The organism is Enterococcus villorum (assembly GCF_007990225.1).
Lineage (GTDB): Bacteria > Bacillota > Bacilli > Lactobacillales > Enterococcaceae > Enterococcus_B > Enterococcus_B villorum.
Genome location: NZ_BJWF01000003.1, coordinates 1 through 26,741, shown reverse-complemented (window position 1 = coordinate 26,741; position 26,741 = coordinate 1). Strand labels below are relative to the sequence as shown.

Annotated in this window: 24 protein-coding genes and 1 pseudogene; 22 read left to right on the top strand and 3 right to left on the bottom strand. The window is 33.4% G+C overall.

The window, feature by feature from the left end:
* The first annotated feature begins 74 nt into the window (after positions 1 to 74).
* The 10 genes from EVI01_RS02190 (at position 75) to EVI01_RS02145 (ending at position 12,020) form a co-directional block, all read left to right on the top strand.
* On the top strand, positions 75 to 911 hold the full coding sequence (locus tag EVI01_RS02190; protein WP_010751434.1) for a LicD family protein: 837 nt from the start codon (positions 75 to 77) through the stop codon (positions 909 to 911).
* Positions 912 to 929: 18 nt separating this feature from the next.
* Positions 930 to 2,939: a DUF5776 domain-containing protein gene (locus tag EVI01_RS02185; protein WP_010751433.1), complete on the top strand. Its 2,010-nt coding sequence runs from the start codon at positions 930 to 932 to the stop codon at positions 2,937 to 2,939.
* Between the two features lie 237 nt (positions 2,940 to 3,176).
* A complete protein-coding gene (locus EVI01_RS02180; protein WP_010751432.1) occupies positions 3,177 to 3,878 on the top strand; it encodes an IspD/TarI family cytidylyltransferase in 702 nt (233 codons plus the stop codon).
* 9 nt (positions 3,879 to 3,887) lie between these two features.
* Positions 3,888 to 4,943, top strand: coding sequence for an NAD-dependent epimerase/dehydratase family protein (locus EVI01_RS02175; RefSeq protein ID WP_010751431.1), 1,056 nt, complete (start codon positions 3,888 to 3,890; stop codon positions 4,941 to 4,943).
* On the top strand, positions 4,944 to 5,918 hold the full coding sequence (locus EVI01_RS02170; RefSeq protein WP_010751430.1) for a glycosyltransferase family 2 protein: 975 nt from the start codon (positions 4,944 to 4,946) through the stop codon (positions 5,916 to 5,918). It abuts the gene before it with no gap.
* Positions 5,919 to 5,958: 40 nt separating this feature from the next.
* The gene (locus EVI01_RS02165) at positions 5,959 to 7,395 is read left to right on the top strand and encodes an O-antigen ligase family protein (RefSeq protein ID WP_010751429.1); all 1,437 of its coding nucleotides are present in this window, start codon (positions 5,959 to 5,961) and stop codon (positions 7,393 to 7,395) included.
* Between the two features lie 140 nt (positions 7,396 to 7,535).
* The gene (locus EVI01_RS02160) at positions 7,536 to 8,360 is read left to right on the top strand and encodes a LicD family protein (RefSeq protein ID WP_010751428.1); all 825 of its coding nucleotides are present in this window, start codon (positions 7,536 to 7,538) and stop codon (positions 8,358 to 8,360) included.
* A 92-nt stretch (positions 8,361 to 8,452) separates the two neighbouring features.
* Positions 8,453 to 9,424, top strand: a complete 972-nt coding sequence (locus EVI01_RS02155) for a glycosyltransferase (RefSeq protein WP_010751427.1) — start codon at positions 8,453 to 8,455, stop codon at positions 9,422 to 9,424.
* A gap of 11 nt (positions 9,425 to 9,435) precedes the next feature.
* Positions 9,436 to 10,860 carry a lipopolysaccharide biosynthesis protein gene (locus tag EVI01_RS02150; RefSeq protein ID WP_010751426.1) on the top strand — a complete coding sequence of 475 codons (1,425 nt, stop codon included), beginning with the start codon at positions 9,436 to 9,438 and terminating at the stop codon, positions 10,858 to 10,860.
* A gap of 212 nt (positions 10,861 to 11,072) precedes the next feature.
* Positions 11,073 to 12,020 carry an NAD-dependent epimerase/dehydratase family protein gene (locus EVI01_RS02145; protein WP_010751425.1) on the top strand — a complete coding sequence of 316 codons (948 nt, stop codon included), beginning with the start codon at positions 11,073 to 11,075 and terminating at the stop codon, positions 12,018 to 12,020.
* A 380-nt stretch (positions 12,021 to 12,400) separates the two neighbouring features.
* On the opposite strand, the gene EVI01_RS02140 is transcribed toward EVI01_RS02145, so the two are convergent.
* Entirely contained in the window at positions 12,401 to 13,570 is a 1,170-nt protein-coding gene (locus EVI01_RS02140; protein ID WP_025480667.1) for a serine hydrolase domain-containing protein, read from the bottom strand.
* Between the two features lie 201 nt (positions 13,571 to 13,771).
* Here EVI01_RS02140 and mltG point away from each other — a divergent pair, with 201 nt between their 5' ends.
* The 8 genes and pseudogenes from mltG to EVI01_RS02100 all read left to right on the top strand — a co-directional run bounded on the left by mltG (position 13,772) and on the right by EVI01_RS02100 (position 20,603).
* Complete coding sequence (gene mltG / locus EVI01_RS02135; RefSeq protein WP_010751423.1) at positions 13,772 to 14,950, top strand: endolytic transglycosylase MltG; 1,179 nt, start codon at positions 13,772 to 13,774, stop codon at positions 14,948 to 14,950.
* Positions 14,951 to 15,091: 141 nt separating this feature from the next.
* Positions 15,092 to 15,571, top strand: a complete 480-nt coding sequence (gene greA / locus EVI01_RS02130; protein WP_010751422.1) for a transcription elongation factor GreA — start codon at positions 15,092 to 15,094, stop codon at positions 15,569 to 15,571.
* A 144-nt stretch (positions 15,572 to 15,715) separates the two neighbouring features.
* The gene (gene liaF / locus EVI01_RS02125) at positions 15,716 to 16,447 is read left to right on the top strand and encodes a cell wall-active antibiotics response protein LiaF (RefSeq protein ID WP_010751421.1); all 732 of its coding nucleotides are present in this window, start codon (positions 15,716 to 15,718) and stop codon (positions 16,445 to 16,447) included.
* On the top strand, positions 16,444 to 17,511 hold the full coding sequence (gene liaS, locus EVI01_RS02120) for a two-component system sensor histidine kinase LiaS (RefSeq protein WP_010751420.1): 1,068 nt from the start codon (positions 16,444 to 16,446) through the stop codon (positions 17,509 to 17,511). The genes liaF and liaS overlap by 4 nt, the downstream gene beginning before the upstream one ends.
* A 3-nt stretch (positions 17,512 to 17,514) precedes the next feature.
* Positions 17,515 to 18,147: a response regulator transcription factor gene (locus EVI01_RS02115; RefSeq protein WP_010751419.1), complete on the top strand. Its 633-nt coding sequence runs from the start codon at positions 17,515 to 17,517 to the stop codon at positions 18,145 to 18,147.
* A gap of 429 nt (positions 18,148 to 18,576) precedes the next feature.
* Entirely contained in the window at positions 18,577 to 19,242 is a 666-nt protein-coding gene (locus EVI01_RS02110; protein ID WP_010751418.1) for a potassium channel family protein, read from the top strand.
* A 12-nt stretch (positions 19,243 to 19,254) separates the two neighbouring features.
* A complete protein-coding gene (locus EVI01_RS02105) occupies positions 19,255 to 19,548 on the top strand; it encodes a HesB/YadR/YfhF family protein (protein WP_010751417.1) in 294 nt (97 codons plus the stop codon).
* A 108-nt stretch (positions 19,549 to 19,656) separates the two neighbouring features.
* Positions 19,657 to 20,603 (top strand): annotated as a pseudogene (locus EVI01_RS02100) (phosphoglycerate dehydrogenase).
* Positions 20,604 to 20,701: 98 nt separating this feature from the next.
* Here the strand turns inward: EVI01_RS02100 and EVI01_RS02095 are convergent.
* Positions 20,702 to 21,505 carry a DUF1189 domain-containing protein gene (locus EVI01_RS02095; RefSeq protein ID WP_010751415.1) on the bottom strand — a complete coding sequence of 268 codons (804 nt, stop codon included), beginning with the start codon at positions 21,503 to 21,505 and terminating at the stop codon, positions 20,702 to 20,704.
* Between the two features lie 241 nt (positions 21,506 to 21,746).
* Here EVI01_RS02095 and EVI01_RS02090 point away from each other — a divergent pair, with 241 nt between their 5' ends.
* The 3 genes from EVI01_RS02090 (at position 21,747) to EVI01_RS02080 (ending at position 23,242) form a co-directional block, all read left to right on the top strand.
* A complete protein-coding gene (locus EVI01_RS02090) occupies positions 21,747 to 22,211 on the top strand; it encodes a GtrA family protein (RefSeq protein ID WP_010751414.1) in 465 nt (154 codons plus the stop codon).
* Positions 22,212 to 22,309: 98 nt separating this feature from the next.
* Entirely contained in the window at positions 22,310 to 22,918 is a 609-nt protein-coding gene (locus EVI01_RS02085; protein ID WP_010751413.1) for a superoxide dismutase, read from the top strand.
* Between the two features lie 123 nt (positions 22,919 to 23,041).
* Complete coding sequence (locus EVI01_RS02080; protein ID WP_002292860.1) at positions 23,042 to 23,242, top strand: cold-shock protein; 201 nt, start codon at positions 23,042 to 23,044, stop codon at positions 23,240 to 23,242.
* A 151-nt stretch (positions 23,243 to 23,393) separates the two neighbouring features.
* On the opposite strand, the gene EVI01_RS02075 is transcribed toward EVI01_RS02080, so the two are convergent.
* Positions 23,394 to 24,851 carry an AcpB/EbpR/MafR family transcriptional regulator gene (locus tag EVI01_RS02075; protein WP_010751412.1) on the bottom strand — a complete coding sequence of 486 codons (1,458 nt, stop codon included), beginning with the start codon at positions 24,849 to 24,851 and terminating at the stop codon, positions 23,394 to 23,396.
* 500 nt (positions 24,852 to 25,351) lie between these two features.
* On the opposite strand from EVI01_RS02075, the gene EVI01_RS02070 reads away from it, so the two are divergent.
* On the top strand, positions 25,352 to 26,741 hold a 1,390-nt coding region (locus EVI01_RS02070), incomplete at its 3' end, for an adhesive domain-containing protein (RefSeq protein ID WP_261766386.1).

Sequence of the window (26,741 nt, the reverse complement as noted above, 5' to 3'; positions counted from 1 at the left end):
TTGCAAAAAAACTATAGGAAATATTTTTTGTTGAAAAAGTATTTATGATAAAATAAAAAAGAGGGGCTGTAGGAATGTATAGTAATGATCCTGAATTAAAAAGTGTCCAACAAATAACGTTAGAAATTGCTCAATATTTTGTTGATTTTTGTAATAAGCATGAATTGCTTTGTTACTTTTGTGGTGGCGGTTGTATTGGATCCATTCGTCATCAAGGATTTATTCCTTGGGATGATGATTTGGATTTTTTTATGCCTAGACCAGACTATGAGAAAATAAAAAAATTGTGGCCTAAATATGCAGACGAACAACGTTATCCTTTATTGGTAGCATCCGAAACCTATAACGATCATAACTCATTTATGACCATTCGTGATGCCCAAACAACGTTTATTAAAACCTATCAAGAAGGAATGGACATTCCTCATGGCGTGCCAATTGATATTTTTCCTTTAGACGGCGCCCCTGTGGGAAATGTCCAACGAAAAATCCAAAAGATATGGGCACTCATTTATGCTCTATTTTGCTCACAAGTTGTTCCTGAAAAACATGGGGGTCTTATGGCAACTGGAAGTAAAATGCTCTTAAGTATTTTTTCTTCACAAAAAATCCGCTACAAAATTTGGCGCTTTGCGGAAAAACAAATGAGTAAATATCCTTTTGGTTCGACTCCATATGTGACGGAATTGTGTGTTGGACCAAAATATATGGGTAATATTTATCATTTGGAAGATTTTCAAACAGCAATGATTGTTCCATTTGAAAGGACAAAAATGCCAATCCCAGTAGGTTATGATCGTTATTTGAAACAAGTGTTCGGTGATTATATGCAGCTACCTCCTAAAGAAGATCAAGCACCTCATCATGAAGCTATACATGTAGATACAAAAAATGCATACAAAAAAATTTAATGTATAAAGGAGAAAAATATGAAAAGAATTTTTTCTGGCACTCTTTTATGTACATTGTTATTAAACAGCTTTGTTTCTGGAGTCTATGCAACTGAGACACTTACTAAAACATCTCAAACGAGTGAAACAATAACGACAAATCCAGCAAATAAATCAGTGATACAAAGTACATCAACAACAGATGCCACTATTGAAGCAGAGACTTCTGAAACTTCGGCAAACACGAGTGAATCTTCTTCGACTGAGACGATGGCAACAATTAGTTCTACCGATTCATCACAAGAAGACTCTGCTACTACTGAAAGTTCAATCGCAAGTAGCGAAACAACTCCCTCAACGACGGATGCTCCATCTAGTGCGATCGATCCAAAAGAAGATGCTGAAATCGGCAAACAAGGAACGAATCACGAAAAAGGGACTTATGCAATGAGGGCTTCTAATAATGGGATCGCAAAAAGATCTGTTGGGATCGCTCAAGTTTATGCCAATGATCCTAATTTACCTAAAAAAGATTTTATCGATGTTTCTAGTTGGAATGGCACGATATCTGTTGCAGAGTATCAAAAAATTAAGAGTTATGGAGTTACTGGTGTTTCTGTCAAATTAACAGAAGGAACTTCTTATACGAATCCATACGCACAAAGTCAAATCAACAATGCCAAAGCAGCTGGCTTGAGTGTTTCAGCCTATCACTATAGCTTGTATACCTCGATTCAAACAGCACAAGCAGAAGCAAAATATTTTGCGCAGGCAGCTACGAATTTAGGATTGTCTAAAAGCACGATTATGTTTAATGATGCAGAAGATCCCACATTGACGAACAATGGGCGGAATGCACAAGCCAATTCATTAGCATTCAATCAACAATTAAAAAGTTTAGGATTTTCAAATGATGCTCTATATGTCGGTAGGTATTGGATCGATAGCGGGTATATCAATCCAACTTCTTTTGGCAAAGAACGAGTGTGGGTTGCGCAATATCCTTATACGCCCGACCAAACAATGCAATGGAATAATGATTACGGTGCTTGGCAATGGTCTTCTTTAATGTATTTTCCAGGATTGGCTAATTATCAAACAAGAGCATTTGATATTTCTATGAGCTACAGTTCATTTTTTGGTACAACAAATACGGGACCAAATTTAAACAATTACTATACGACCAATCCAGGCAGAGTGATTGTCAAAAAAAATGATTGTTTTTATAATGATGTTAACTTTACCAGTCCAGGAATGACAGTTAAAGAAAATACATTAGTGACTGTAAAGAGTGTCCAAACAACGGCTAGTGGTATTCCGCGATTATTTACAGATCACGGTTATTTAACAGCAAATAAAGACTATGTGGTAGCTGCTCAAAGCAATATTGACTCTTATTTTACAACCAATCCGCAAAAAGTTCGCTTGAAAGCAGATGATTATTTTTATGCAGATACTGCTTTTACGCAACGTTTGAACAAAGTTGCAAAAGGAACAGTTGTTGAAGTAGAAGGCTTAGCTTATACAGATTCGGGTATTTTCCGTTTAAAAACAAAATATGGTTATTTGACTGCTAATAAAAGTTTAGTTGAACAATACAAAGAGATTCCAGACATGTATTATATGTCGAATCCAGGACAGGTCATTACGAAAACAAATGATAAATTTTATAAGGACGTAGAATTTACTAAAGCAGGTGAAGCCGTTACAGCAGGGACTGTGTTAAAAGTAACAGGAATAGAAATGACTAAGAGTGGAATCCCACGACTAAAAACGGACAAAGGGTATTATACGGCGAATAAAGATTACGTGGTAGCTACGATAGCATCTATTAATAATTATTACACCAAAAATCCTATGCAAGTTGTTTTGAAGACCAATGACACTTATTATAGAGATACAGATTTTCTTCATAAAGGAATTTCAGTGGCAAAAGGAACATTGGTTGCTGTTACTGGGGTTGTTTATCGTGAGAACGATGTCCCACGATTGCTCACACCTAATGGTTATTTGACAGCGAATAAAGCATACGTGCAAAAAGTAAATTAAAACTAAAGGGCTAGAACATAAATAGATTGCTATTTTATGATTCTAGTCTTTTTTTTGTAAAGCTTATATTTCAGCCAATACCTGAGGGAAAACATTGAAAGTTAACGATAGTTATGAGAAAATGTAAAAGGCTAAATGCAGTTTTATCGAACTGAATGAAGATGCAGCGATGGATAAGGCTAGGTTAATGAACATTAAATTAGTATAAATCTCATGAGGGAAAGGAATTTATATCATATGATTACAGCTATTATTATTGCCGGTGGCGTGGGCAAACGAATGGGCCAGGATATTCCAAAACAATTTATTAATATCGAAGGTAAGCCAATTATTATTTATACATTGGAATCATTTCAAAAACATCCACAAATTGATCGTATCCTAGTGGTATGTAAGTCAGGTTGGGAAGAAACAATGTGGGCTTACGTGAAAGAATTTAATATTAGTAAAGTGCAGTGGGTCATCACTGGAGGATCTAAGGGACAAGAGTCTATTAATAACGGCGTCCAATTTTTGAAAGATTACTCTGAAGATGATGATACGATTATTATTCACGATGGTATTCGACCATTAGTGGATGAGTTAGTCTTGTCTGACGTTATCGTGAAATGTAAAGAGTACGGAAATGGTGTGACATCTTTACCGTATAACGAACAGATTTTCATTAAGAAAACAGAAGAAACCACGGAACAATATGTAGACCGTAACACGTTACGTCGTGTCTCAACCCCACAGGCCTATCAATATGGGAAGTTGTTATCTGCCTATAATCGCGCAGTCAAAGAAAACATTGGTATGACAGATTCATCTTATACCAATACAATGATGGTCGATTTAGGTGAAACATTATATTTTGCTGCTGGCTCTGACAAAAATATTAAATTAACCACAACAGATGATCTAGAATTATTCAAAGCATATTTAAAAATGAAAGATTAGGTGGTAAACATGGCTTTAAATACTATTCCGACATATAAAAATGACTTAAAAAAAGTGATTGAGCACCTACCTGAATTAAAGAAACTAGATGAAAAATCATTACTGATGATTGGAGCGTCAGGAATGATTGGTTCGTTTTTGATCGATACAGTCATGTTAGCTAATCATTTATTAGGTATCAATATAAAAATATACGCGATGGGAAGAAATCGTCGAAATTTAGAAGCTCGTTTTCAAACGTATCTTTCTGATCCTAATTTTGTGATCGTAGAAGGGGATGTGACAAACCCTCTTCCAAGTGACATACATGCGGACTTTATTATTCACGGTGCCAGTAATACTCATCCTAAAGCGTATGCGACTGATCCGATTGGTACAATTATGACCAATCTTGCTGGGACAGAACAAGTGTTAAAACATGCTGTTAAGACAAATGCAGATAGAGTTCTGTTTCTTTCGACTGTCGAAATTTATGGTGAAAATCGTGGAGATGTTGAAAAATTTACCGAAGATTACTGTGGGTATATTGATTGCAATACGTTACGCGCAGGTTATCCTGAAGGAAAACGTGTCAGTGAGTCACTTTGTCAAGCGTATATCGCCAAACATCATTTAGATATCGTTATTCCACGTCTATGCCGAACTTTCGGCCCTACCATGCTCTTATCAGACACTAAAGCTTCTTCTCAATTCATCATGAATGCAGTAAGGGGAGAAAATATTGTATTGAAGAGTGAAGGAAATCAATATTTTTCCTATATCTATGTGGCAGATGCAGTTTCTGCAATTCTTCATTTACTTTTACATGGAAAAAATGGTGAAGCTTATAATATCTCAGAAGAATCATTTGATTTACACCTCAAAGATCTTGCTAAAAAAATAGCGGAGATTGGCGGAAAAGAAGTGATCTTTGAATTACCAGATGAAATTGAACGAAAAGGTTTTTCTAAAGCAAATACGGCTATTTTAGATAATAGGAAAATCAAAGCATGCGGTTGGAAACCACTGTTTACTTTAGAAGAAGCTTTAGCTCATACATTACAGTTGATTAAGGATGAAATGTAAATGTGTGAAATTAGTATAATCGTACCTGTTTACAAAGTAGAAAAATATTTAAAAAAATGTGTAGATTCTATTCTCGCTCAAACTTTTACAGATTTTGAATTAATTTTAGTAGATGACGGTTCCCCAGATGATAGTGGGAAAATCTGTGAGGAATATGCTGAAAAAGATGCTCGTGTGCGTGTCCTCCATAAAGAAAATGGTGGACTAAGTAGTGCTAGAAATGCTGGGATTGAAGTCGCTAAAGGAAAATATTTGGGGTTTATCGATAGTGATGATTACATCGCAGAAGATATGTATGAACTTTTATACAACACTATTATCAAAGAAGATGCTGATTTATCGATTTGTGGCATTTATGATGTTTATGAGGGGAAAGCGCCAATAGTTAAACCTACCATCGAAAAGGTAGTATCAGCTGAAGAAGCGTTATTGTTGATTCTGCAAGGGAATATTATTTCAGTACATGCAGTGAATAAACTTTATAAGCGAGAACTATTTTCATCTATTCGCTATCCCGAAGGAAAGTATCATGAAGACTCCTTTATCATTGTGGATCTACTCAATCAATGCCAGAAAGTAGCAATTAATTCGAAACAAAAATATTATTATTACCATCGTATCGGAAGTATCAACACAGAAAGCTTTTCGGAAAAACAATTTGAATTTATTGAAGCCTGGGAAAAAAATGAAATGAAGCTCAAAGACAGAAGCCAAGAAATAAAAAAGGCAGCACATCAACGTGTTTGTTTTGCTAACTTTTTAGTCCTAGATAAGATTATAGTAGCAAACGCAACCAGTTTACCGGAAACAAAAAAAATCGTAAGTTATTTAAGAAGCAACTTCCGATTTATTATGAAAAATGAGATTTTTACCAAAAGTCGTAAGTTTTCAACTATACTCTTAATGGTTAACTTGCGTTTGTACAAGTTTCCTGTGGAATTTAGAAGGAAACATATAACAAAAAACAAAGATTAATGGATACTATGATTGATCTTTTATACTAACGGAGGATAAAATGTTAAATAATTTTTCAAAGCAACTTCATAGTATAGGACAAAAAATAGCTTTGCCCTATATTGTCTTTTTCGAGCTTGTTTTAATTTGTCGGATGGTTAGTGCCTATTCAACGCTCCCACCGAAAATCGATTCCATATTTACAATGATTATCATGTTATTATCAGGTGTTATTTTTCTTACCCATTTTTTACCGATGATTATAGAAAAAAAGAAAATAAAACTGGAATATTGGCTTATTGCTTTTATAGTCATTCTAGCAATTAGTACCGTACTGAATCATCATTATGCGTTTACAGAAAATATCAAATTGATTATTTGGCAATGTATCTTTTTCTTTTGTGTGTTTGAAATAGGAAGAGAAAATAACAAGAAATTGTTTACTGTCTTTGAAAGTATTCTTTTGGTTGTCTGGTCTGTGTTAGTCCTTTTTTCCCTCTATTTATTTTTCGCACGCGTAAGTTTTTCTATGCCTGTCAAGTCATTGTATTATGGGATGAGAATTGGCTTTTTTGAAAATCGTCTCTATGGTATTTTTGTAGATCCAAATTATGCTTGCACGATTTCCCTTGTTTGTATGATCTTTGCTCTTAGAAAAGTAATCTTTAGTCCAAAAATATGGGTGAAAATTCTTTCAGTTTTTGTTATGTTTATTCAGTTCAGCTATGTTTCATTATCAGGTTCAAGATCAGGTTCAATTCAGTTAGTAGCGATTGTCTTTTTTGGAGCATTCTTTTTCTATCTATTTTATCAATCGAAAAAGTCTCAAGCGATGATTTATAAAATATTGGGTGCTTTAGTAATAGCTATGATCAGTTCGGCAATTGCTTTTGGTGGGATTTCATTATTTAAAACGAGTTATATTCAGGTAGCAAACAAAGTAGAATTTAGTGATCCTAAAATTGTCGAATTTTTTGAAAAAGATTCGGATAAAAAACTATCTGAGGATAAACCATTATCTGCTGAACGACCAGACGTGGTTGAAAACAACGATATTTCTAATAGTCGCTTTGCTTTATGGAAAAGCGCAACGGAACTAATGCGTTTAGAACCAATTTTTGGCACAACACCAAAAGGTTTTGTAGAGATTGCTAAAGCAAAAATTCCAGAGACACATATTGCAAAAACAGGTCAAACACCTCACAGTGCCTTTTTCTATTTGTTAGCAGCAACAGGGATTTCAGGTACAGCCGTTTTTGTTCTATTTTTAGTGTCAAAAATGTGGCAGTCCTTACGTATTCTTTTTTCTACTAAGCAAAAAAATTATTTAGAGTTTTTAATAAATAATCAAATTGTTCTAATCATTTTAGTGTCTAGTTTATTGATTACAGAAATTGTCTTAACCAGACGTTCGGCAACGTTTATTTTTTGGTTATATTTAGGAAAGTTACAGTATGATTTTGATAAAAATAAAAAAGTAAACACAATGGAGAAATAATTGAGGTAATTAGAAAATTCCTTGCAGAAAAATTAAAAATGCAAGGATATTTTCTATTATAATCAATTTTGTTTATCTATTAGAAAAACTTTGATGTTAATTGTTGTTTGTACGGAAATATTAATTATAGGAGATTTTTTATGAGAAAACTAACGATGGCTGAAGTCCAAAAAAAAGCAGTAGATATCTTAGTATACATTGATAAAATCTGCCGAGAAAATAATCTTAAATACACAATCTTTTATGGCAGTTTAATTGGGGTGGAACGTCATCGTGGGTTTATTCCTTGGGATGATGATATTGACATTGTCATGCCTAGACCTGATTATGAAAAATTAATCAAATTATTAAAACATGACTCAAATTATAAGTTGCTATCTTTTGAAACGAGAGAAAAATTTCGTTATCCTTTTGCTAAAGTCGTTGATCCTCAAACGGTAGCAAAGACAAAACAATTCTTTAGTGGAGAAGAGGAAGATTTAGGTGTATTTGTTGATGTTTTTCCAATTGATGGGATACCAGACTCCAAAGAAGAACGTCAAGTTTTAAGAGAAGAAACAGAGACCTATCGATTAAACTTAATGGATACACTTGGATTGTCTTATGCTAGAAGTTTTAATGTTGCAAAAGCAATGATAAAATTAGTCGTACGTTACCCCCACCATAAAAAATTGATGAAAATTGGGAATAATGTCTATTGGCAAAATAAATACCAAGAAGCGGCTAAGAAAATAGCACTCGATGAAACACAGACTTGTGGTTATTTAGAATGGATCCATATTCATTGGGGCGTTTTTCCTACACAATGGTTTGAATCATATGAAGACGTTGAGTTTGAAGGGCATAAAGTGATGGCCATAAAAAATAGAAGGGATTTTTTAACGTTGCGTTATGGCGATTATATGACAATGCCACCGGAAAATGAACGAATTACGCATCATCCTTACGATTTTTATGAAAAGTAATTTATGGCTTTAAATGTTGTAAAAATTTAGTTAAGTGACAAATCATATAAAAATAGGTTTATCATTATATTTGATCAGAAAGAGTGGATATCATGTATGAGCAACTACAAACAACTGTGGTAATGGCTACATATAACGGCGAAAAAAATATAATAGAGCAGTTAAATTCTTTGAAAAACCAAACGCAAAAAATTGACGAGGTCTTAATAAAAGATGATTGTTCTACTGATAATACAGTGGCTATTATCAAAAAATTTATTGAAGAGAATCAGTTACAATCAAACTGGCATCTAATAATCAACAAAGAAAACGTGGGTTGGCGAGAAAACTTTTTTACCCTATTAAATTTAGCAAAAAATGAAATCATTTTTACTTGTGACCAAGATGATATTTGGCATGAAACAAAAATTAAAGAAATGAGTAACATTTTTACGAATAATAAAGTACAAGTTTTAGCCTCTGATTACCAAGAATTGGTTGAGCCTGGAGGATTAGCTGAGGAATTAAAACGCATTGATACAGAAACGATTGATCATAGACCAGAAGAAAGAGTTATTTTTAATGAAAATAATTTATTTCTAAGACGCCCTGGGTGTGTTTACGCTGTTCGAAAAGATTTTATTACAAATGTGAATTTATATGCTTCGCGAATGGAAAATCCTGTCCATGACATGTCCATGTGGGGAAGTGCAGTTTTAAGTAATGGATTGTACTTAATAAGAAAACCTTTAATCGAGTGGCGCAAACATGGTCAAAGTTCATTTAAAAAAGAAATTGATCAATCAAATAAAGAGACTCAGTATTATAAAAGATTAAATACATTGCGCAGAAGATTGCAAAGAGTACATGCAGCGAATAATTACTTATCTAATTTTACTGAGATGAAGGATTATGATAAAAAACAAAAATTGCTTCAAACATTAATCGATGAATTAGAAATGCGTGTTGCGATATTAGAAAAAGAGCGACTATCTGCTGTTGTTTCCTCTTTTTTTCATTACCAGCGTAAATTTTATTTCGGCACTGATATCTATCATCTTATTAAGCATAAGGCAAGAAAGTGAGGGATATCAGAATGAATCACAAAGCAAAAGCTGTCGCAAAAAATCTTTATTATACTGTAGCTGCTAACTTCGCTACATTAGGTATTTCCGTTCTTTTAAACTTATTTGTTCCAAAATTATTAGGGGTCACAGAATATAGTTACTGGCAACTTTATGTGTTTTATTCATCTTATGTCGGTTTTTTACACTTTGGGTGGATCGATGGAATTTATTTAAAAATCGGCGGAGAAGAATACCGAGACATTGATAAGCGTTCTTTAGGATCACAGTTTTGGTATTTAGCAATCTTTGAATTTTTTGTTTCAACTTTAGTTATCTTGTGGGCATATTTCTTTATGCCAAGAGAATACCAAGCATTGATTTTAATGTTAACAGCTGTGGTATCTGTTATAACTATCGTGAAGACATTTATCCTTTATATTTTTCAATCAACGAACAGAATTAAAGAATATGCGCAATTATCGAGAAATGATCGCTATCTTTATGTTGTATTGATTGGCATTTACTTTGCGATGGGCGGACGTGAATTTTATTGGTTGATTATCATGGATATTATCTCAAAATTAGTGATTACTATTTGGGGGATGACACGAATCAAAGATATGCTTCGAGTCAATATGATTGGCTTGAAAGAATTGGTTCCTGAAATCTTAGATAATATCAATATTGGTAGCAAACTGATGTTAAGTAGTATTGCAAGTATGTTGATTATGGGAACGATCCGTTTCTTTGTTCAGCAACAGTGGTCGATCGAAACTTTTGGGAAACTTTCTTTTACTTTAAGTATTTCAAATATGTTTTTAACATTTATCAATGCTGTTGGGATTGTTATGTTTCCACTTTTAAGAAGAACAAATAAAGAACGACTTTCTTCTTTGTTTCAAACATTAAGGGGCGTTTTTGTTCCTTTGACGTATGCCATTTTGATTTTTTATATTCCTGCAAAAATTGTTTTGGGAATGTGGTTACCTGAATATGCTGTTAGTCTAAAATTTATGGGGATTTTATTCCCAATTGTTATTTACGAAGGAAGAATGTCTTTATTGATAAATACGTATTTAAAAACATTACGCAAAGAAAAAACGATTCTTATGGTGAACGTTTTGACTTTAAGCTTGTCTTTGCTTCTTTCTTTGTTTGTCATTTTCATTGTTGGCAATTTAAATTTAACTGTAGGTCTCATACTTGCTAGCTTAGCTTTCCGATGTAATTTAGCTGAGTTTTTCTTATGTAGAGATATGAAGATCAAAATTGGTGCGAAAATCTTTTTAGAAACATGTATTACTTTATTGTTTATTTTTAGTAATATTTGGTTCGGTGGAACTTTTATAAGTATGGGTGCTTATATCGTGGTATATGTGATCTATATGGTGCTTATCCATAAAGGATTTTTAAGTGATTTTAAAGATTTAAAACACTTAGTAAAAGATCATTAATTGCAACAAAAGAGTGAGGACACACTAGAATCTGGAGGATTCATTGTGTTCTTTTTCTTAATTACTTTCTTATTTCTTTTTTATGCATGGCTAAATTTATGACAAACCTGAATAAAGTTTGCCTTATTAAATAAGATAGTCTTCTAAGAATAAACATGTTACACTAAACTTATCATTTATGTATATGTAATTAGTAAATTGGAGTGAAAAGCGTGGAGAAAATATTAATTACTGGCGGAGCCGGCTTCATTGGTTCTACCTTAGCCAATCATCTAGGAAAAGAAAATGTGGTGATTGCTGTTGATGATTTATCAATGGGAAAAGTAGAAAACCTTGATATGGATAAAAATATTACTTTTATTGAAGGAGATGTGGCAGATTCAGTATTAATGGAAGAAGTCATGCGTGCCAATCAGTTTGACTATATCTTCCATTTAGCGGCAGTGGCCAGTGTCGCTGATTCAGTTGCTAGACCTGTAGAAACACATCGCGTAAATTTTGAAAGTGTGTTATTACTTTTAGAACTGATCCGCAAATATCAACCTGACTTAAAACGTATCGTTTTCAGTTCTTCAGCGGCTGTTTATGGCGATGAACCTACTTTACCGAAAAAAGAAGAATCAGTGATCCGTCCATTAACACCATATGCCATTGATAAATTTGCAGCAGAACAATATGTTTTGGATTATTGCCATCTTTATGGTGTTCCTGGAAGTGCTGTGCGATTTTTTAATGTATATGGACCAAATCAAAATCCAAATTCACCATACAGTGGAGTGATTTCTATCTTAGTTGACCGCTATAAGAAACAATTAGCTGGAGAAGCTTCTTCCTTTACATTGTTTGGCGATGGAAGTCAGTCAAGAGATTTTGTTTATGTAGAAGATGTGATACAAGCCTTACTTTTAGTAGCTAAAGAAAAAGCTTCATTAGGACAACAATTTAATGTTGGCACGGGAAAAGCAACAACATTGCTAGAATTAATCCACACGATTGATCAGATTTTAGAGACAGAATTGATTCTTGAATATAAAGAAGAACGTTCAGGAGATATTCATGACTCTTTAGCAGATATTAATAAAATTCAGACAATTGGGTTTCAACCTCGGTACGATATATTAAGCGGAATGACTAGTTATCTGAAAACAGAAATCAACTAAATTATACTAAGATTAGAGGGCAATTTCACCAATGGATGAAATGACCCTCTATTTTCTTTTTAGATTAGAATGAATAGTGAAAGAAATATCGAACAAAACTTATAAAACTGGTCTCTGTGGACCAAGCGAGCCCCTGCTAACCATCATAAATCAAACAAACGTTAAACTGATTAAGCCAAGTTTAATATCAAATTTAGCTCCAACAAAATAGGAAACATTGACCACAAAAAACAAAGTGATAAACTCACTTTGTACAAGTACAACTTTTTGGGAAACAACCTTTCAACAATAAATCCTGATTTTCCCAAATATAGAGAATTACTTTAGAAAATCAGGGTGTATTTGTTCGGAGCTAACTGCTTCTGTCACAACCTTTTTTGTTATCCATGAGCGAGTTGATGGTTTCCTTCAATTAAATCATAAATTTGATTTCTTAGATCAGTAGCAGGAATTTTGACTTTTTTATCTGCTTGGACATTACTTTCCATAACAATTGCATCTTTTAAATTTTTCTTGAAAACAGCCACAGAGTGGAAACGATTGATGTTTCCTTGTGCTAAAACGTAGTCATTTCCACAATAAACCCCACCACGGTAAGGATGCCCTTTTGTACTTGCTTTCCAGAGTGAGAAGAGTAGCTGTTTAGGAATAAGTTTCCCAGATAAAACTTTTGTAAAGAAGGTGTTTAAGTCATACACCGACATACTAATATTGCCTGTTCCTAATTCATTTCGAATGGCTGATTGTGTTTCAGTCAATGGTTTCCAATAATTGTCAGTAGGTGACATTTGATAGGAAACAGCATGACTAGATGAATGCTTGACTTGATCATAAAAAGCTGTATGTTTTAAGCCAAGTGGCACAATAATTTCATTCTTTAATAATGTTTCATACGATTGATGTGTTAATTGTATCAAAATTCCAGCTAATAGAGTAAAGTTTAGTGGTTCATAACGGTAATTAGGATAGTCCACTAATTTTAGATGTTGAACAGCAAATTGAACGACTTTTTCATCTGACAATGGCACACGAGGTGTAGCGGTACGCTTTAATCCAGATTTCATATAAAGCAAATCCTCGATCGAAATGATTTGACTACCAGGTATTTGAGGATAAAAATTAGCTAGTTTAGTTTTTAAAGAGAGGTGACCCAACTCCACTTCTTTTAGAATCAAAAGGGCAGTCATTGCTTTTTGAATGGAACCGATTTGATAATAGAGAGAAGGTCCATTTGGTTGGTCCGTTTTTTTATTTGCATAACCATAACCACGTTTAAAAATAATGTGATTATTTTTTTTTACATAAATGGAACCAATATAATCATTTTTTTTTAACAGTTGATTGATTTGGCTTGCTAGTTGCTGTTCGTTTGGGGAAAGATTCACTTGTTTTTTTAAAGTAATTCGATTTGTAGTAGGGTCATCTTGCACTTTATTAAAAGAATGCCAACCTAAAATAATAGTCGTTGAAAAAATACTGAGACTAAGCAACAACAAGAGGATAGTATAAAAAGAACGGCTTCTTTTTTTTGCGTGTTTCCCATTTTTTATCATGTTTCAAGCGTTCCTTTCTTTTGTGTAATATTTATGTAAAGATAAACATTACATTCTTTCTTAATATTTATTTTAATCTGTTGAAATGGAGATTACCACTTACAATTTTGATAGAATATTTGATAAATTAATTCACGTCAATCAATTTATCATGTATAATAAATGGAGTTACGAAGTTGATAGTAAGGAGGAGTTGTTTTGTCAGAAAACAAACAACGTCCAGGGGAGAAAAAAATCAAGCAGAATCATTCTTCTGAAAAGGATGAAGTGATTACTCAGAGAAAAAATTTACGTAAAAAAGAAGAAAAAATTGTTGGAAAGATCATATTAGTGATTGCTCTTACTTTGCTGATTGTAGGAGGAATTTTAGGGTTTACAGTTTATCGCTATGTGGATAGCGGTCTGAAACCATTAAACCCAAAGGATAAACAGCTTGTTCAAATTGAAATACCAAGTGGTTCATCGAATAAGCAGATTGGTGAAATCTTGGAAAAAGATCAAGTAATAAAAAGCGGGATAGTGTTTAATTACTACACTAAATTTAAAAATATGACTGGCTTTCAAGCGGGGTATTATCAAATGTCGCCAAATATGACTTTGGATGAGATTGGAAAACAACTCCAAGAAGGCGGTACTTCAGAGCCAACCAAAGTGGCGGATGGAAAAATTGTGATTCCTGAGGGGTATGATATTGAACAAATTGCTTCTAGGGTAGCAAAAGTTACAGGGAAAGAAAAACAGGAGTTTTTGGATTTAATGAAAGATGAGTCCTTCTTTAACGAACTCCATAAAAAATTCCCTGAGCTATTAGATAGTGCGAGTCAAGCTGAAAATGTAAAATATCCATTAGAAGGTTATCTATTCCCAGCTACTTATGATTACTATAAACAAATGTCACTAAAAGACTTAGTCATTCAAATGGTCAATAAAACAAATACGGTTTTACAACCTTATTTTTCAACGATCAAACAACAAAATCTTACGGTACAAGAAGTGTTAACATTGGCCTCTTTAGTTGAAAAAGAAGGGGTAAAAGAGAACGATCGTAAAAATATTGCTCAAGTATTTTTCAACCGAATTGAAGCAAATATGCCTTTACAGTCTGATATTTCCGTGTTGTATGCATTAGGAGAACACAAAGAGATGGTTACGTATCAAGATACTGCTGTTGATTCTCCATATAATTTATATATTAATACCGGGTTTGGACCAGGGCCATTTGATAATCCTAGTGAAGCATCGATTCAAGCTGTATTAGAACCAACTAAAAATGATTATTATTATTTCGTAGCAGACATGAAACATGGAGATGTTTATTTTGCAAAAACTTACGAAGAGCATTTAGAATTAGTTGATAAATATGTAAATAATTCGTAGAATAGTATTTGTATCATTAACTATTTATATTAATAGAAAAACATTTACATTTTAGGAAAAGCGTGGTAATCTTTTTGGGATTATATTCCTCAAAAGATTACCTTTTGCGGTATTCCATAGATTAAGAAGGAGACGTTATACATGGTTGAGAAAGTTTACCCTATGACTTTAGAAGGAAAAGCCAAATTAGAAGAAGAATTGGAACAATTAAAAACAGTTAAACGTGGAGAAATTATTGAACGTATCAAAATTGCTCGTGGATTTGGGGATCTATCTGAAAACTCAGAATATGAATCTGCTAAAGATGAACAAGCATTTGTTGAAGGACGTATCACAACGATCGAAAACATGATTCGTTTTGCACAAATCATTGACAATGATGGTGTAGATTCAGATGAAGTATCTATTGGTAAAACAGTTACTTTCATTGAATTACCAGATGGCGAAGAAGAAGAATATACCATCGTAGGAAGTGCAGAAGCAGATCCATTTTCTGGTAAAATTTCAAATGATTCTCCAATTGCACAAGCTTTGATCGGAAAGCTTGTGAACGATGAGGTAACAATTGCGACACCAGGTGGCGATATGTTAGTGAAAATCGTTAAAGTAGAACAAGCATAAATGAAGTTTGCTTGGCGCAGAAATGGGCTGTGACTTTTGTCATAGTCCATTTTCATATTTTCTGCTTTTACATCTCAAGTCCTATAGTATCTTTTCGAAAAAATAGGTATGATGGAATGAGAATGTTTATGGAAGGAGAAAAAAATGAATAGTTCTTGGCGTTTTTTTATTGTTGTCGAAGCTTTATTGTTACTATTTGCAATTTGGCAAATTGTGAACAATGTGGAATTACTTCTTTTGGTCTTGTTTGGTATCATTAATATATATTTTGCTTTAAGAAAAAAAACACGATCAGGTTTTAAAAATTTTCAATTGATGATCGGAAGTTTGATTGTTTTCTTTAGTTTAGTTAACAGCCCAGCTTTATGGTTGATGGCAGTATTTGCTATTTTGTTTGTTGGACTTAAAGGAGTCGAAATTTCGGGGATTGATTTAACTAAAAATACTTTTTGGCGAAAGAAACAGATGATCATGGTAAAGACGGATCAATTGAAGACACATAATAACGAACGAAAAAAACAGCAATTATTTGGTAATCAGCGTATTGGAAATGATATCTATGAGTGGGACGACATAAACATCACGCTTATTTCAGGAGATACGATCATTGATTTAGGCAATACACTTTTACCTAAAGATGACAACATTGTGATTGTGCGTAAAGGAATTGGTCGAACAAGAATTTTAGTGCCTTTAGGGATTGCAATAAGTTTAGAGCATGCGACTTTAGTTGGGAATGTTTTATTTGAAGAGGAACAATTTTCTTTAAAAAATGAATCGATCAAGATTTATAGTAACGATTATGACGAAAATCCAAGACGTTTAAAAATTATTACGAATACTCTTCTTGGAGATGTTGAGGTGATTCGTGTATGATCAGCAAATTATCCAAAGCAATGATGGCTGTTTATGCCTCAGCAGCCTCTTTTCTAATCATCTTGTTTTCACTATTCACCTATTTTTACGCAAATAACCAGAGACATTGGTGGCGAGCGCTTTTAAGTGCTCGATTGTTGTACGTTCCACTTATTTTTCATTTATTTGCTATTGCACTGGGAGTCGGTCTGATGGTTTTTTTTGTTATATCGATTATTCAAAAAGCGAAATATGGAAAAATTGAAGAAAAACTAAGAGCCTTATCAGCTGGAAATTATGAATCAAATCGTTTAAGTGAGCCTATTCCAAGAGCTGTTGATGATATTTATGTCCAAGATATTGATCAAGAGATCACCAAGATCAAAGAAAAAATGGTTGAAGTCTCTAGTGAATTACAAATAGTCACTAGTAGGCCACAATACGTCAATGGACAAACAAAAGAAGAGATTTTAGAATTAGAGAGGCATCGCTTAGCTCGTGAACTCCATGACTCTGTTTCTCAACAATTGTTTGCGGCTATGATGATGATGTCAGCTTTAACCGAGCAAGCTGAAAAAACAGATAGTTCAGAAATGTTTCGAAAACAACTACGTATGGTTACGGATATTATCAATGCTTCTCAATCCGAAATGCGTGCGCTCTTGTTACATCTTCGCCCTGTCAATTTAGAAGGTAAAAGGTTAAAACAAGGAATTGAGCAATTATTAAAAGAATTACAAAATAAAATCCAAATCTCTTTGAAATGGGAGATTGAGGACGTAAAATTGTCAAATTCTATAGAAGATCATCTCTTTCGTATTGTGCAAGAACTATTATCGAATACATTAAGACATGCAAAAGCAAATGAATTAGAAGTCTATTTACACAAAATCAATAATAATTTATTATTACGTGTGATTGATGATGGAACTGGATTTAATATGAATGAAAACAAAACAGGTAGTTATGGATTGAATAATATCAAAGAACGAGTATCAGGAATTGGTGGAACCGTTAAAATTATTAGTTTTAAAGGACAAGGTACAAGTATTGAAATTAAAGTTCCTTTAATCAAGGAGGCATAAAAAATGATAAAAGTTCTACTTGTAGATGACCATGAAATGGTTCGATTAGGCGTATCTTCTTATTTGTCTATCCAAGAAGACATTGAAGTCATAGGTGAAGCAGAAAACGGGCGTGAAGGGTACAAAAAAGCAATGGAATTACGCCCAGATGTCATTTTGATGGATCTAGTCATGGAAGAAATGGATGGCATTGAATCAACCAAAGCGATTTTAAAAGATTGGCCTCAAGCAAAAATTATCATTGTGACTAGTTTTATTGATGATGAAAAAGTCTATCCAGCAATTGAAGCTGGTGCTGCAGGATACTTGTTAAAAACTTCTACTGCACACGAGATTGCGGATGCCATAAGGGCAACACAAAGAGGCGAACGTGTTTTAGAACCAGAAGTAACAACAAAAATGATGGAAATGATGAGCAGACGTAATGAGCCCATTCTTCATGAAGAATTAACGAAACGAGAAAATGAAATTTTGATGCTAATCTCTGAAGGAAAAAGCAATCAAGAAATTGCGGATGAATTATTTATCACACTTAAAACTGTTAAAACTCATGTTTCTAATATATTGGCAAAATTAGAAGTAGAGGATCGTACACAAGCGGCAATCTACGCATTTAAACATGGCTTAGTAAAATAACGTAAATTTTTTTTCAAGCTATTTCATTTCTACAACTTAACTGGGATGATTAATAATAGCCAGTACTTGATTCAGGCATTCATTTCCTATCTTTTATCAATGGGGAGTGAATGCCTTTTTGACAAGATAACTATTAGTTATTCAACTGACAAATAAGCAGTATTTCTTGTTTGTTTTATTCGACATATCTGTCTAACTGGTGAACGAAATAAATATTGAGTTAGAAGAGAACAAATCCTTTCTCTAGTTGGTAAGCGGATGTCTGCATAAAAAAATTAAAGCAAAATCATTTTTCAACTTATTGCATCAGCTGATTTGATTGAATATTTTTATATTAAGAGCTATTGATCAATACATAAAAAGAAAGCTTACTTTCGTTTTTAGAAAGCCTTTGCTATACTTAAATAAAACAGATAAGGGAGGAAGCAAGTGAAACAAAATTATGCAATTGTCGGACTCGGAAGGTTTGGTGGCAGTATTTGTCGTACGTTAGTTGAATCAGGACAAGAAGTATTAGCGATCGATAGTAGTGAAGACCGCGTAAATGAATATATGAATATTGCTACTCATGCTGTGGTAGCAAATGCGCAAGATGAGATGACCTTACGCTCATTGGGAATTAGAAATTTTGATCATGTGATCATCGCAATTGGTGAAGATATCCAAGCAAGTATTCTAGTCACTCTGATGGTGAAAGAAATGGGTGTACCTAATATTTTGGCAAAAGCACAAAATGAATACCATGCTCGAGTATTAGAGAAAATCGGCGCAGATCGAGTTGTTCACCCAGAGCGAGACATGGGTATTCGGATCGCTCATAATTTAGTATCGAAAAATATATTAGATTACTTAGAACTATCCGATCAGTTTTCTCTTGCTGAAATCCGAGTTTCCAACCCAAAATTCTTCAATAAAACATTAGCACAGTTGAATTTTAGACAAAAATATGATTTAACGGTTGTAGCCATTCGCCGATTTGACCAGAAAGTCATCGTTTCGCCTGCTGCCGATGAATACGTTCGGGAAAATGATAATTTATTAGTGATTGGTGAAACAGAAGATGTCGATATTTTAGATGACAAAATGAATCAATAAGGAGATGCTGGAATGGAATTATCAATAACAGAAAATGCACAAAAATGGTTCGAAGAAGAAGTAGAAACACCTGAGCATTATGGTATTCGCTTTTTTGGAAAAGTATATGGAAAAACAGAAGTACACGATGGTTTTTCTATCGGGATGTCCGTGGAGCAACCAGAACATCCGATGAAACAAGTAGTCTTAAATAATAAACTATTTTTTATAGAAGAAGCCGATGATTGGTTTTTCAAGGACTATGATCTTGTTGTTGATTATGATGCATCGTTAAATGAACCTACTTATCATTTCAAAGAACAATAAAAAAGAGGAGCGTTTCTTTAGCTAATAATAGCTTGGAAAACTCCTTTTTTAGATGATGTACAAAAAAGAACACTTGACAGTAGTAGGCTAAGAAAGGTGGAAATAAGAATGGCAGAAAAAATTATTTATCTAGATCGAGAGTTTAGACCGGAATTTATTGATGAGATGAACCAATTGGCTCCTGATTATACTGTAAAAACTGAACTTGAATCAGCTGATATACCTCATGTAGAAATTAGTTTAGGTTGGAATCGGAAATACGAAAAGGATTTATTAGCCTCAGACCATTTAAAATGGGTTCATTCGATTTCCGCAGGTGTTGATGCTTTGCCTTTAACCACTTTTTCTGAAAAAGGAATCTTACTTTCAAATGGTAGTGGTATTCATAGTCAATCAATAGCCGAACATATTATGGGTGTGATTTTAGGCTATTCTCGTGGGTTGTTTCAAGCCCAAAAAGCTCAATTAAATAAAAAGTGGCTAGGTACCGCTGTTCACTATCAAGCGCTAGAAAAACAAAAACTTTTGATTGTTGGTACAGGAAAAATTGGTAAACTGGTTGCACAAAAGGCGGATAATTTTGGGATTTCTTGTTACGGAATCAATACTACAGGTCATCCAGTAGATGGATTTATTCAAACCTATCCATTAAAAGAATTGAAGCAAATTATATCCCAAATGGACATTGTTGTAAATATCTTACCACTGACTGAACAGACAAAAGGTCTTTACAATGAACGTTTATTTGAACATTTTGCAACGCATACTCTATTTATAAATGTCGGTCGTGGAGACTCTGTAAAAACCATAGATTTAATTCAAGCGTTAGATGAAGGAAAATTAGCGTTTGCTGCATTAGATGTATTTGAAGAAGAACCCTTGCCAAAAGAAAGTCCTTTGTGGGAAATGGATAATGTATTATTGACTTCTCATATTGCTGGATTAACCCCAGATTTTCAAAATAAGTTGATGGCTATTTTTTTAAAAATTTAAAAAGCTATATTGAAAATCAAGAGATTACCATCAATAAAGTTGGGTTAACAAAAGGGTATTAATAAATATCGTTAGTTATAGATATGATCAATAAAACGACTTTTTGGTATTCATTTTTCGAATACCAAAAAGTCGTTTTCATTATTTGTTATTCCAATGGTTAGCGCAACTTTATTTTTGGCCAACCCTTTATGGCTTGTCCAAAAATAAAGAGCCCAGCAATGGCAATAAACGCACTTGTATCAAAGCTTGGTAGAAAAATTAATAAGATTGTCGCTAAGACTGTTGGCAATGAAATAGCATAGATCATTGTCTTCAAGCAATCTAGAAAAGTTGCTTTAGTTAAACGTAGACGCGCATAAATATAAGCGGCGAAGTTGGCTAAAAGTAACGTAACAATCAAATTCAAAAAACTAGGATAAATGGAAATCAAGAAAACTGCTGCTTTGATCCAAAAAGGAAGAGAAGTTTCATTTAATGTCTTTCGTAGTTGTTTACCAGTTAAATTCTTTAATGCTTCATTTTTATAGTCCAATTCAAATGGGCTATGAGTTAATAAACCGGCAGAGCCACCTGTATTAGGAAAGGCAACAACAAGTTTGTTTTTAAGTAAACCCACACTAAGAATGTTCCCAATCAAATCAGAAGAAATATCTTTTTCTGAACGTTTACCTTCAGGATCAAAAGTGAAAATGATTGAGTTCGTTTGATAAATGAATCCCTCATGCTCCTTTGTTTGAATTCTCCCATTTTCAATAGAAAAATCTGGGATTTTTTGAGCAATTTGTTGTCCATCGTGCCTTATATTTTCTAAAATTTGAAAAACTTGATAGGATATAGGCAAAGCCATAATGATACTAAGCACTAAAAGATAAAGGATTGATTTAGCGAATGGCGTATTTTTTGCATTTTTGAGCTCTTTAAATTGCGTGAATGAGCTGATAATTAATTGTTTTGTTGTCATAGTTCCTCCTCTTACATATACAGTCATCATTAGCAATTCTAGCGAAGTATTAAGAGAAATACAAGGATAAATAGACCAGTCAAATCGTTTTCTAAAAATGAATGGAGAAAAAATTTTATTCTATGAAAGGAATATACTTTGCTCAATTGGATAAACAAAAAATAAAACTGAACGACATAGATGAAAATTAGACATAAATAAGGTATGATGGATAAGAATGATTAGTAAGGTAGGATGAACAATGAGTCTTTATTATCGATTTAAACATTTATTAGAAGAAAAAGGATATTGGGAAATTTTTATTTATCTTTTTTTTGGTGGATTGGCAACAATCGTGAACATTGTCAGTTATGCTATAGCTTTACAATATTTTAAACTAAGTATGCCAATTTCAAATACAATTTCTTGGATTTGTTCTGCCTTGTTTGCTTTTATAACAAATAAGCTATGGGTATTTCATTCTAAGTCACCCAATATATGGCATTTTATCATTGAATGTCTGACATTTTTATTTTACCGTCTCCTTTCTTATGGGATGGATATGGGATCGATGCTTTTGTTGATTAAAGTCATGCATATAAATAGTTATGTGGCCAAAGTCATCACGCAAATCATCGTTGTGATTGCTAATTATGTTTTCAGTAAATTATTTGTATTTAAGGAAACAGAAGTTATTGAAGAAGACTTTTCTGAAGAACAAAAATAAAAATAAATAGTAGGCATAACTTTTGAAGAATTCCTTTCTCTTTGTTACTCTTTGTAGTGTAAAGACTATGAACAAACACATTGAGGAGGAATTTTTTTATGACTTACACATTACCAGATTTACCTTATGCATTTGATGCGTTAGAACCTTATATTGATGAAGAAACGATGCATTTGCATCATGATAAGCACCATAATACTTATGTCACAAATTTAAATGCAGCGATTGAAAAATATCCAGAGCTAGGAGAAAAAACAGTAGAGGATTTGGTTTCTGATATGGATGCGATTCCTACAGATATCAAAACAGCTGTTCGTAATAATGGTGGAGGACATGCGAACCATTCTTTCTTTTGGAAAATTATGGCACCAAACGCAGGTGGAGAGCCAACTGGTGAAATTAAAGAAGCGATTGACGAAGTTTTTGGTGATTTTGCCACATTCAAAGAAGAGTTTAAAAAGGCCGCTGCTGGTCGCTTTGGATCAGGTTGGGCTTGGTTAGTCCTTGATGGAGAGAAATTAGCGATTACTTCCACAGCTAATCAAGACTCTCCATTAATGGAAGGCAAGACACCAATTTTGGGATTAGATGTTTGGGAACATGCTTATTACTTAAAATATAAAAATGTACGTCCTGAATACATTGAAGCATTTTGGAATGTAGTCAATTGGGATGAAGTAAATAAAGTATTTACTGCTGCAAAATAAGTGTTTCAAATCCTCCAAAAAAGATAAAAAAATAAATCTAGCAAAGCTTGCGAGCGTTTTCTAAATTCGGTATAATATCTATGCAAGGATTCTTGCAAGAACTTTTTTGGAGGCTATACATTTATGGAACATGGAACAGTAAAATGGTTCAACAATGAAAAAGGATTTGGATTTATTACAGTAGACGGTGGAGACGATGTTTTTGTACATTTTTCAGCAATTCAAGGAGATGGCTTCAAGAGCTTAGAAGAAGGTCAAGAAGTTGAATTTACAATTGTTGAAGGCGCACGTGGTCCTCAAGCTGCTGAAGTGACTAAATTATAATAATTTGTTGAAGAAAAAAGACCGCTTAGACGGTCTTTTTTATTTATAAAACTAGAAAAATAATTTTTTACAAACCGATTTAAAAAAAACAAAAACTACGTTCATTTCTTTACGTTTAACTACCAAAATTTTTTTCTAGCTTTTATCTTTTTCACTTCTCATCTGATGGAATAATTAGTTTTTTGATCTGTTGACTCAACGCATAAATTTTCTCACTAGACATTTCTGTTGGTACAATTAAACATGGAATGGTCTCTTCATAAGTCACAACCTTGAACGGCATATCTGTCGTTCGAATGATCAAATCTGGTTCAAATAAAAGATCATTCGTGAAAAGTACATTGATATACATACGTAACTGCTCTTGTAAACTACTCATATAGTTTAGCTCAATACTCAAAGGTAAGTCACTTTCAAATTTTATTTTTATTTCTTTGTCAAAATAGGTAGGAGAACTAACAATCATAAAAGCTTCGATTAAATGCCATGGACTGACCCAATCCAAATTTTGATATTGATTTTTGATCTGTTCAGTCAATTTGGTGATCTCTCGATTAAAAGTTGGATAACGTATTTCTACAATCGAGGTAAAATCTTGCTTGATTGTAGAAAATTGTGGGAATAAAATACCACTCATCCCATTGGCTAAGATTGTACTGTTCAACAATCTTTTCTTTAAGTTGATTTGTGAAGATTTAAATCCGATAGAATAAATATAGGTATAGAAACTATTTTGAAATTGTTTGATAGGAGTTCCATGATGTAAATGGATTTTTATCGCTTTATCTAAATGATTTTCTTTTAGATAAAATGCTGAACGTGTTTGCAACCAAAGAAATAAAAATTTCATTTCCTCTAGGTTTATTTCAGCTTTTTCGCTCATTCTCTGTAATTTCTTAGTAATATCCCCAAAATTTTCCCACAAATCCTCTGTAAATTCTGGTAAATCCGTTTTGTTAATCGAGTTATCTTGTTCTGATCGCAATAAGGTAATGGCGATAATGTAACACCACTCAATCATTTTTATTTTGTTTGGCTTTTGTCTAGTAAGCTGAAATGCATACTCAATTCCTGAAAATAGCTCTTGAAAATCAATCGTAGAAAAAGGCCAGATAACGCCTTGATAACTTTGCCATAAAATTAAATAAATAAGATAGCGTACGTGCAATTCATTGCCTTTGATATAAACGGCACCTTTTGAGGTTTTTAGTTGTAGGTGATACTTTTCAAGTAGTTGATTGACTCGAGTAATATGTCTTCTTAATGAGGGGACACTTACGTTGTTTTCATATGAAAATTCATGTAAATCAACTTTAGGTTGGAAACATACTTTTTTTATTAATTGGAAAATAGCAGAGCACTCTAAAATTTTTAATAGTAAAAGTTGATAATCAACGACCGTTCCTGTAAAGACATAACCTTTGTCTTCTTTTTTTACCTTATGTTTAGATAATTCTTTGATGTATTCACAATAATTTAAAATAGAACGTTTATCACTATTCGTTGATTGAGAAAGTTCTTCCAACGTACAACAGGTTTGTGCATACAAATTTTCTAAGATCATTAGTTGAACTTGAATATTCTTCTCTAGTACACTATAGTAATTCATATTTTTTTCCTCTTCCTACGAATGAACAATAATTCTTCCCTAAAATAAATTATTAAGGTTTGCTCTTTTTTTTTGCAAAAAATGAGAAAAAAATTTGTTATAATCATTGACTTTAGAAATTTAATAAAAAAATATATTTATATTTGCGTTATTTTAATATTTCGTTTTTAGAAAAAGGTGAATAGGTTTATTTTATGTACTTAATTATAGTTTATTCGGTTTTAAAAGCGAAATATTATGCTATATTCTAACAATTTTTTTCTAGTAAATTCAGAATACAAAGGTTATTTAAAAAACATTAGAACTTAATAATAGATTTTTAATTTTGCTCTTGCTAAAATCACAGTAACTTAAGTTAACTGAAGAAACAAAAAAGATATCTTTTTTTAAATAGTAGAGGGGTGTTGCTAGTAGGAATGAATTGGGAACAGTGGTTGGCTTGACGGGGATGGAAATAAATTAAATAAAGAGTAAGCATCTAAGACCTAAGGGGGAAAAAAATGAAAAAGGACTATAAAAAAAGTATGGATCAAAAGGCAAGAGCAAAACGCCGATCCAAAAAATACTTATTCGTTGGAACATCGATTGCTGCAGGCATGCTGCTGGGGACAGCACCTATTTCTATTGCCACTCCTTTGTTTACTGTAGGCTCACAACAAGTTTATGCTGACTTGATTAGTGGACAACTTTTTGACACCTTAAGTGCATCTAATACTAGTGGAACAACGGCTGCAGCTCCTTATCCTTTAGAAGGAGCGACACGTAATGTTGATTTCACCATTAATGCTGATAGTGGTATTGATTTAAGTGTAATAAATGGTTCAAGATATGCCGTTTTAGCCATTCCAGAAGAGATGCAAGGCTTAGTTAATCCAAATGGTAGTGGTACTTTCCAAACAGATATTTTATTACCTACAGACGAACTACAGCCTTTATTAACTATCGTTGATGGGGCAGTTACGACTTTAGTGTCTGCTGTAGAGGATATTGTAAACCTTAACCCATTGGCTTCTGTTAACTTAGATGAAGTGTATGCACAACTTGCTTTGTTGGAAAATTTAAGTACATTGACTTCAGCAGAAGTGCCTCTTGAACTTCAAATGCAAGGTGACGAATATATTTATGGTGAGTTAGATGGCTCTTTAGAAACCGTTATTCGTGAAGGTTTAACTGAAATTTTAACAGGAATCAATGATGCGGTGCAAGCTCTCGAAGCAACTCCTAATGATGGTAGCGGACTGTTGGGAACTACGGCGGCTGCTACAATCAACGGTACATTATCACTCACGATTAAACCAGCTTTTGATGTTACCTTTGCTACGGCAACAGCTTTAGTTGATGTAGGGGCTCCATTAGTTGGTACGTTAGCAGATGCTAGTCTTTTAGGTTCAACAACGGTTACTATCCCTACATTAATCCAGGACCCGAATTATAGTGATTTGGTTGCTGCTGGGGTAGATATGAGTGCGCCGTATGAAGCTGGATTTGTTGCAAATATTGTTAAAGCAGATGTATTATCGATTGCTATCGCTTCAACTGCTGATGGCTATACGCCAGTTTTTTATGAAGGAGAAGAAGTCACAGCACCTTATAATGTGGCAGTAACTGGTAGTTCAACAGATGGTTATGAAGTAACTGGTATGGCAGATCCAAATGCAACAGTTATTATTCGAGATCAAGATGGAAATATCATTGGACAAGGTCAAGCTGATGAAAATGGAAATTTCACTATTCCAGTTTCTTCTGACGATGTGGCACCACTGGATGAGATTCAATTGATTGCTTACGATGAAAATAATAATCCAAGTTTGCCAACAACTGCTATCATACCAGATGATGATGAAGCTGACGCCGATGCTGATGCTGATGCCGACGCTGATGCCGACGCTG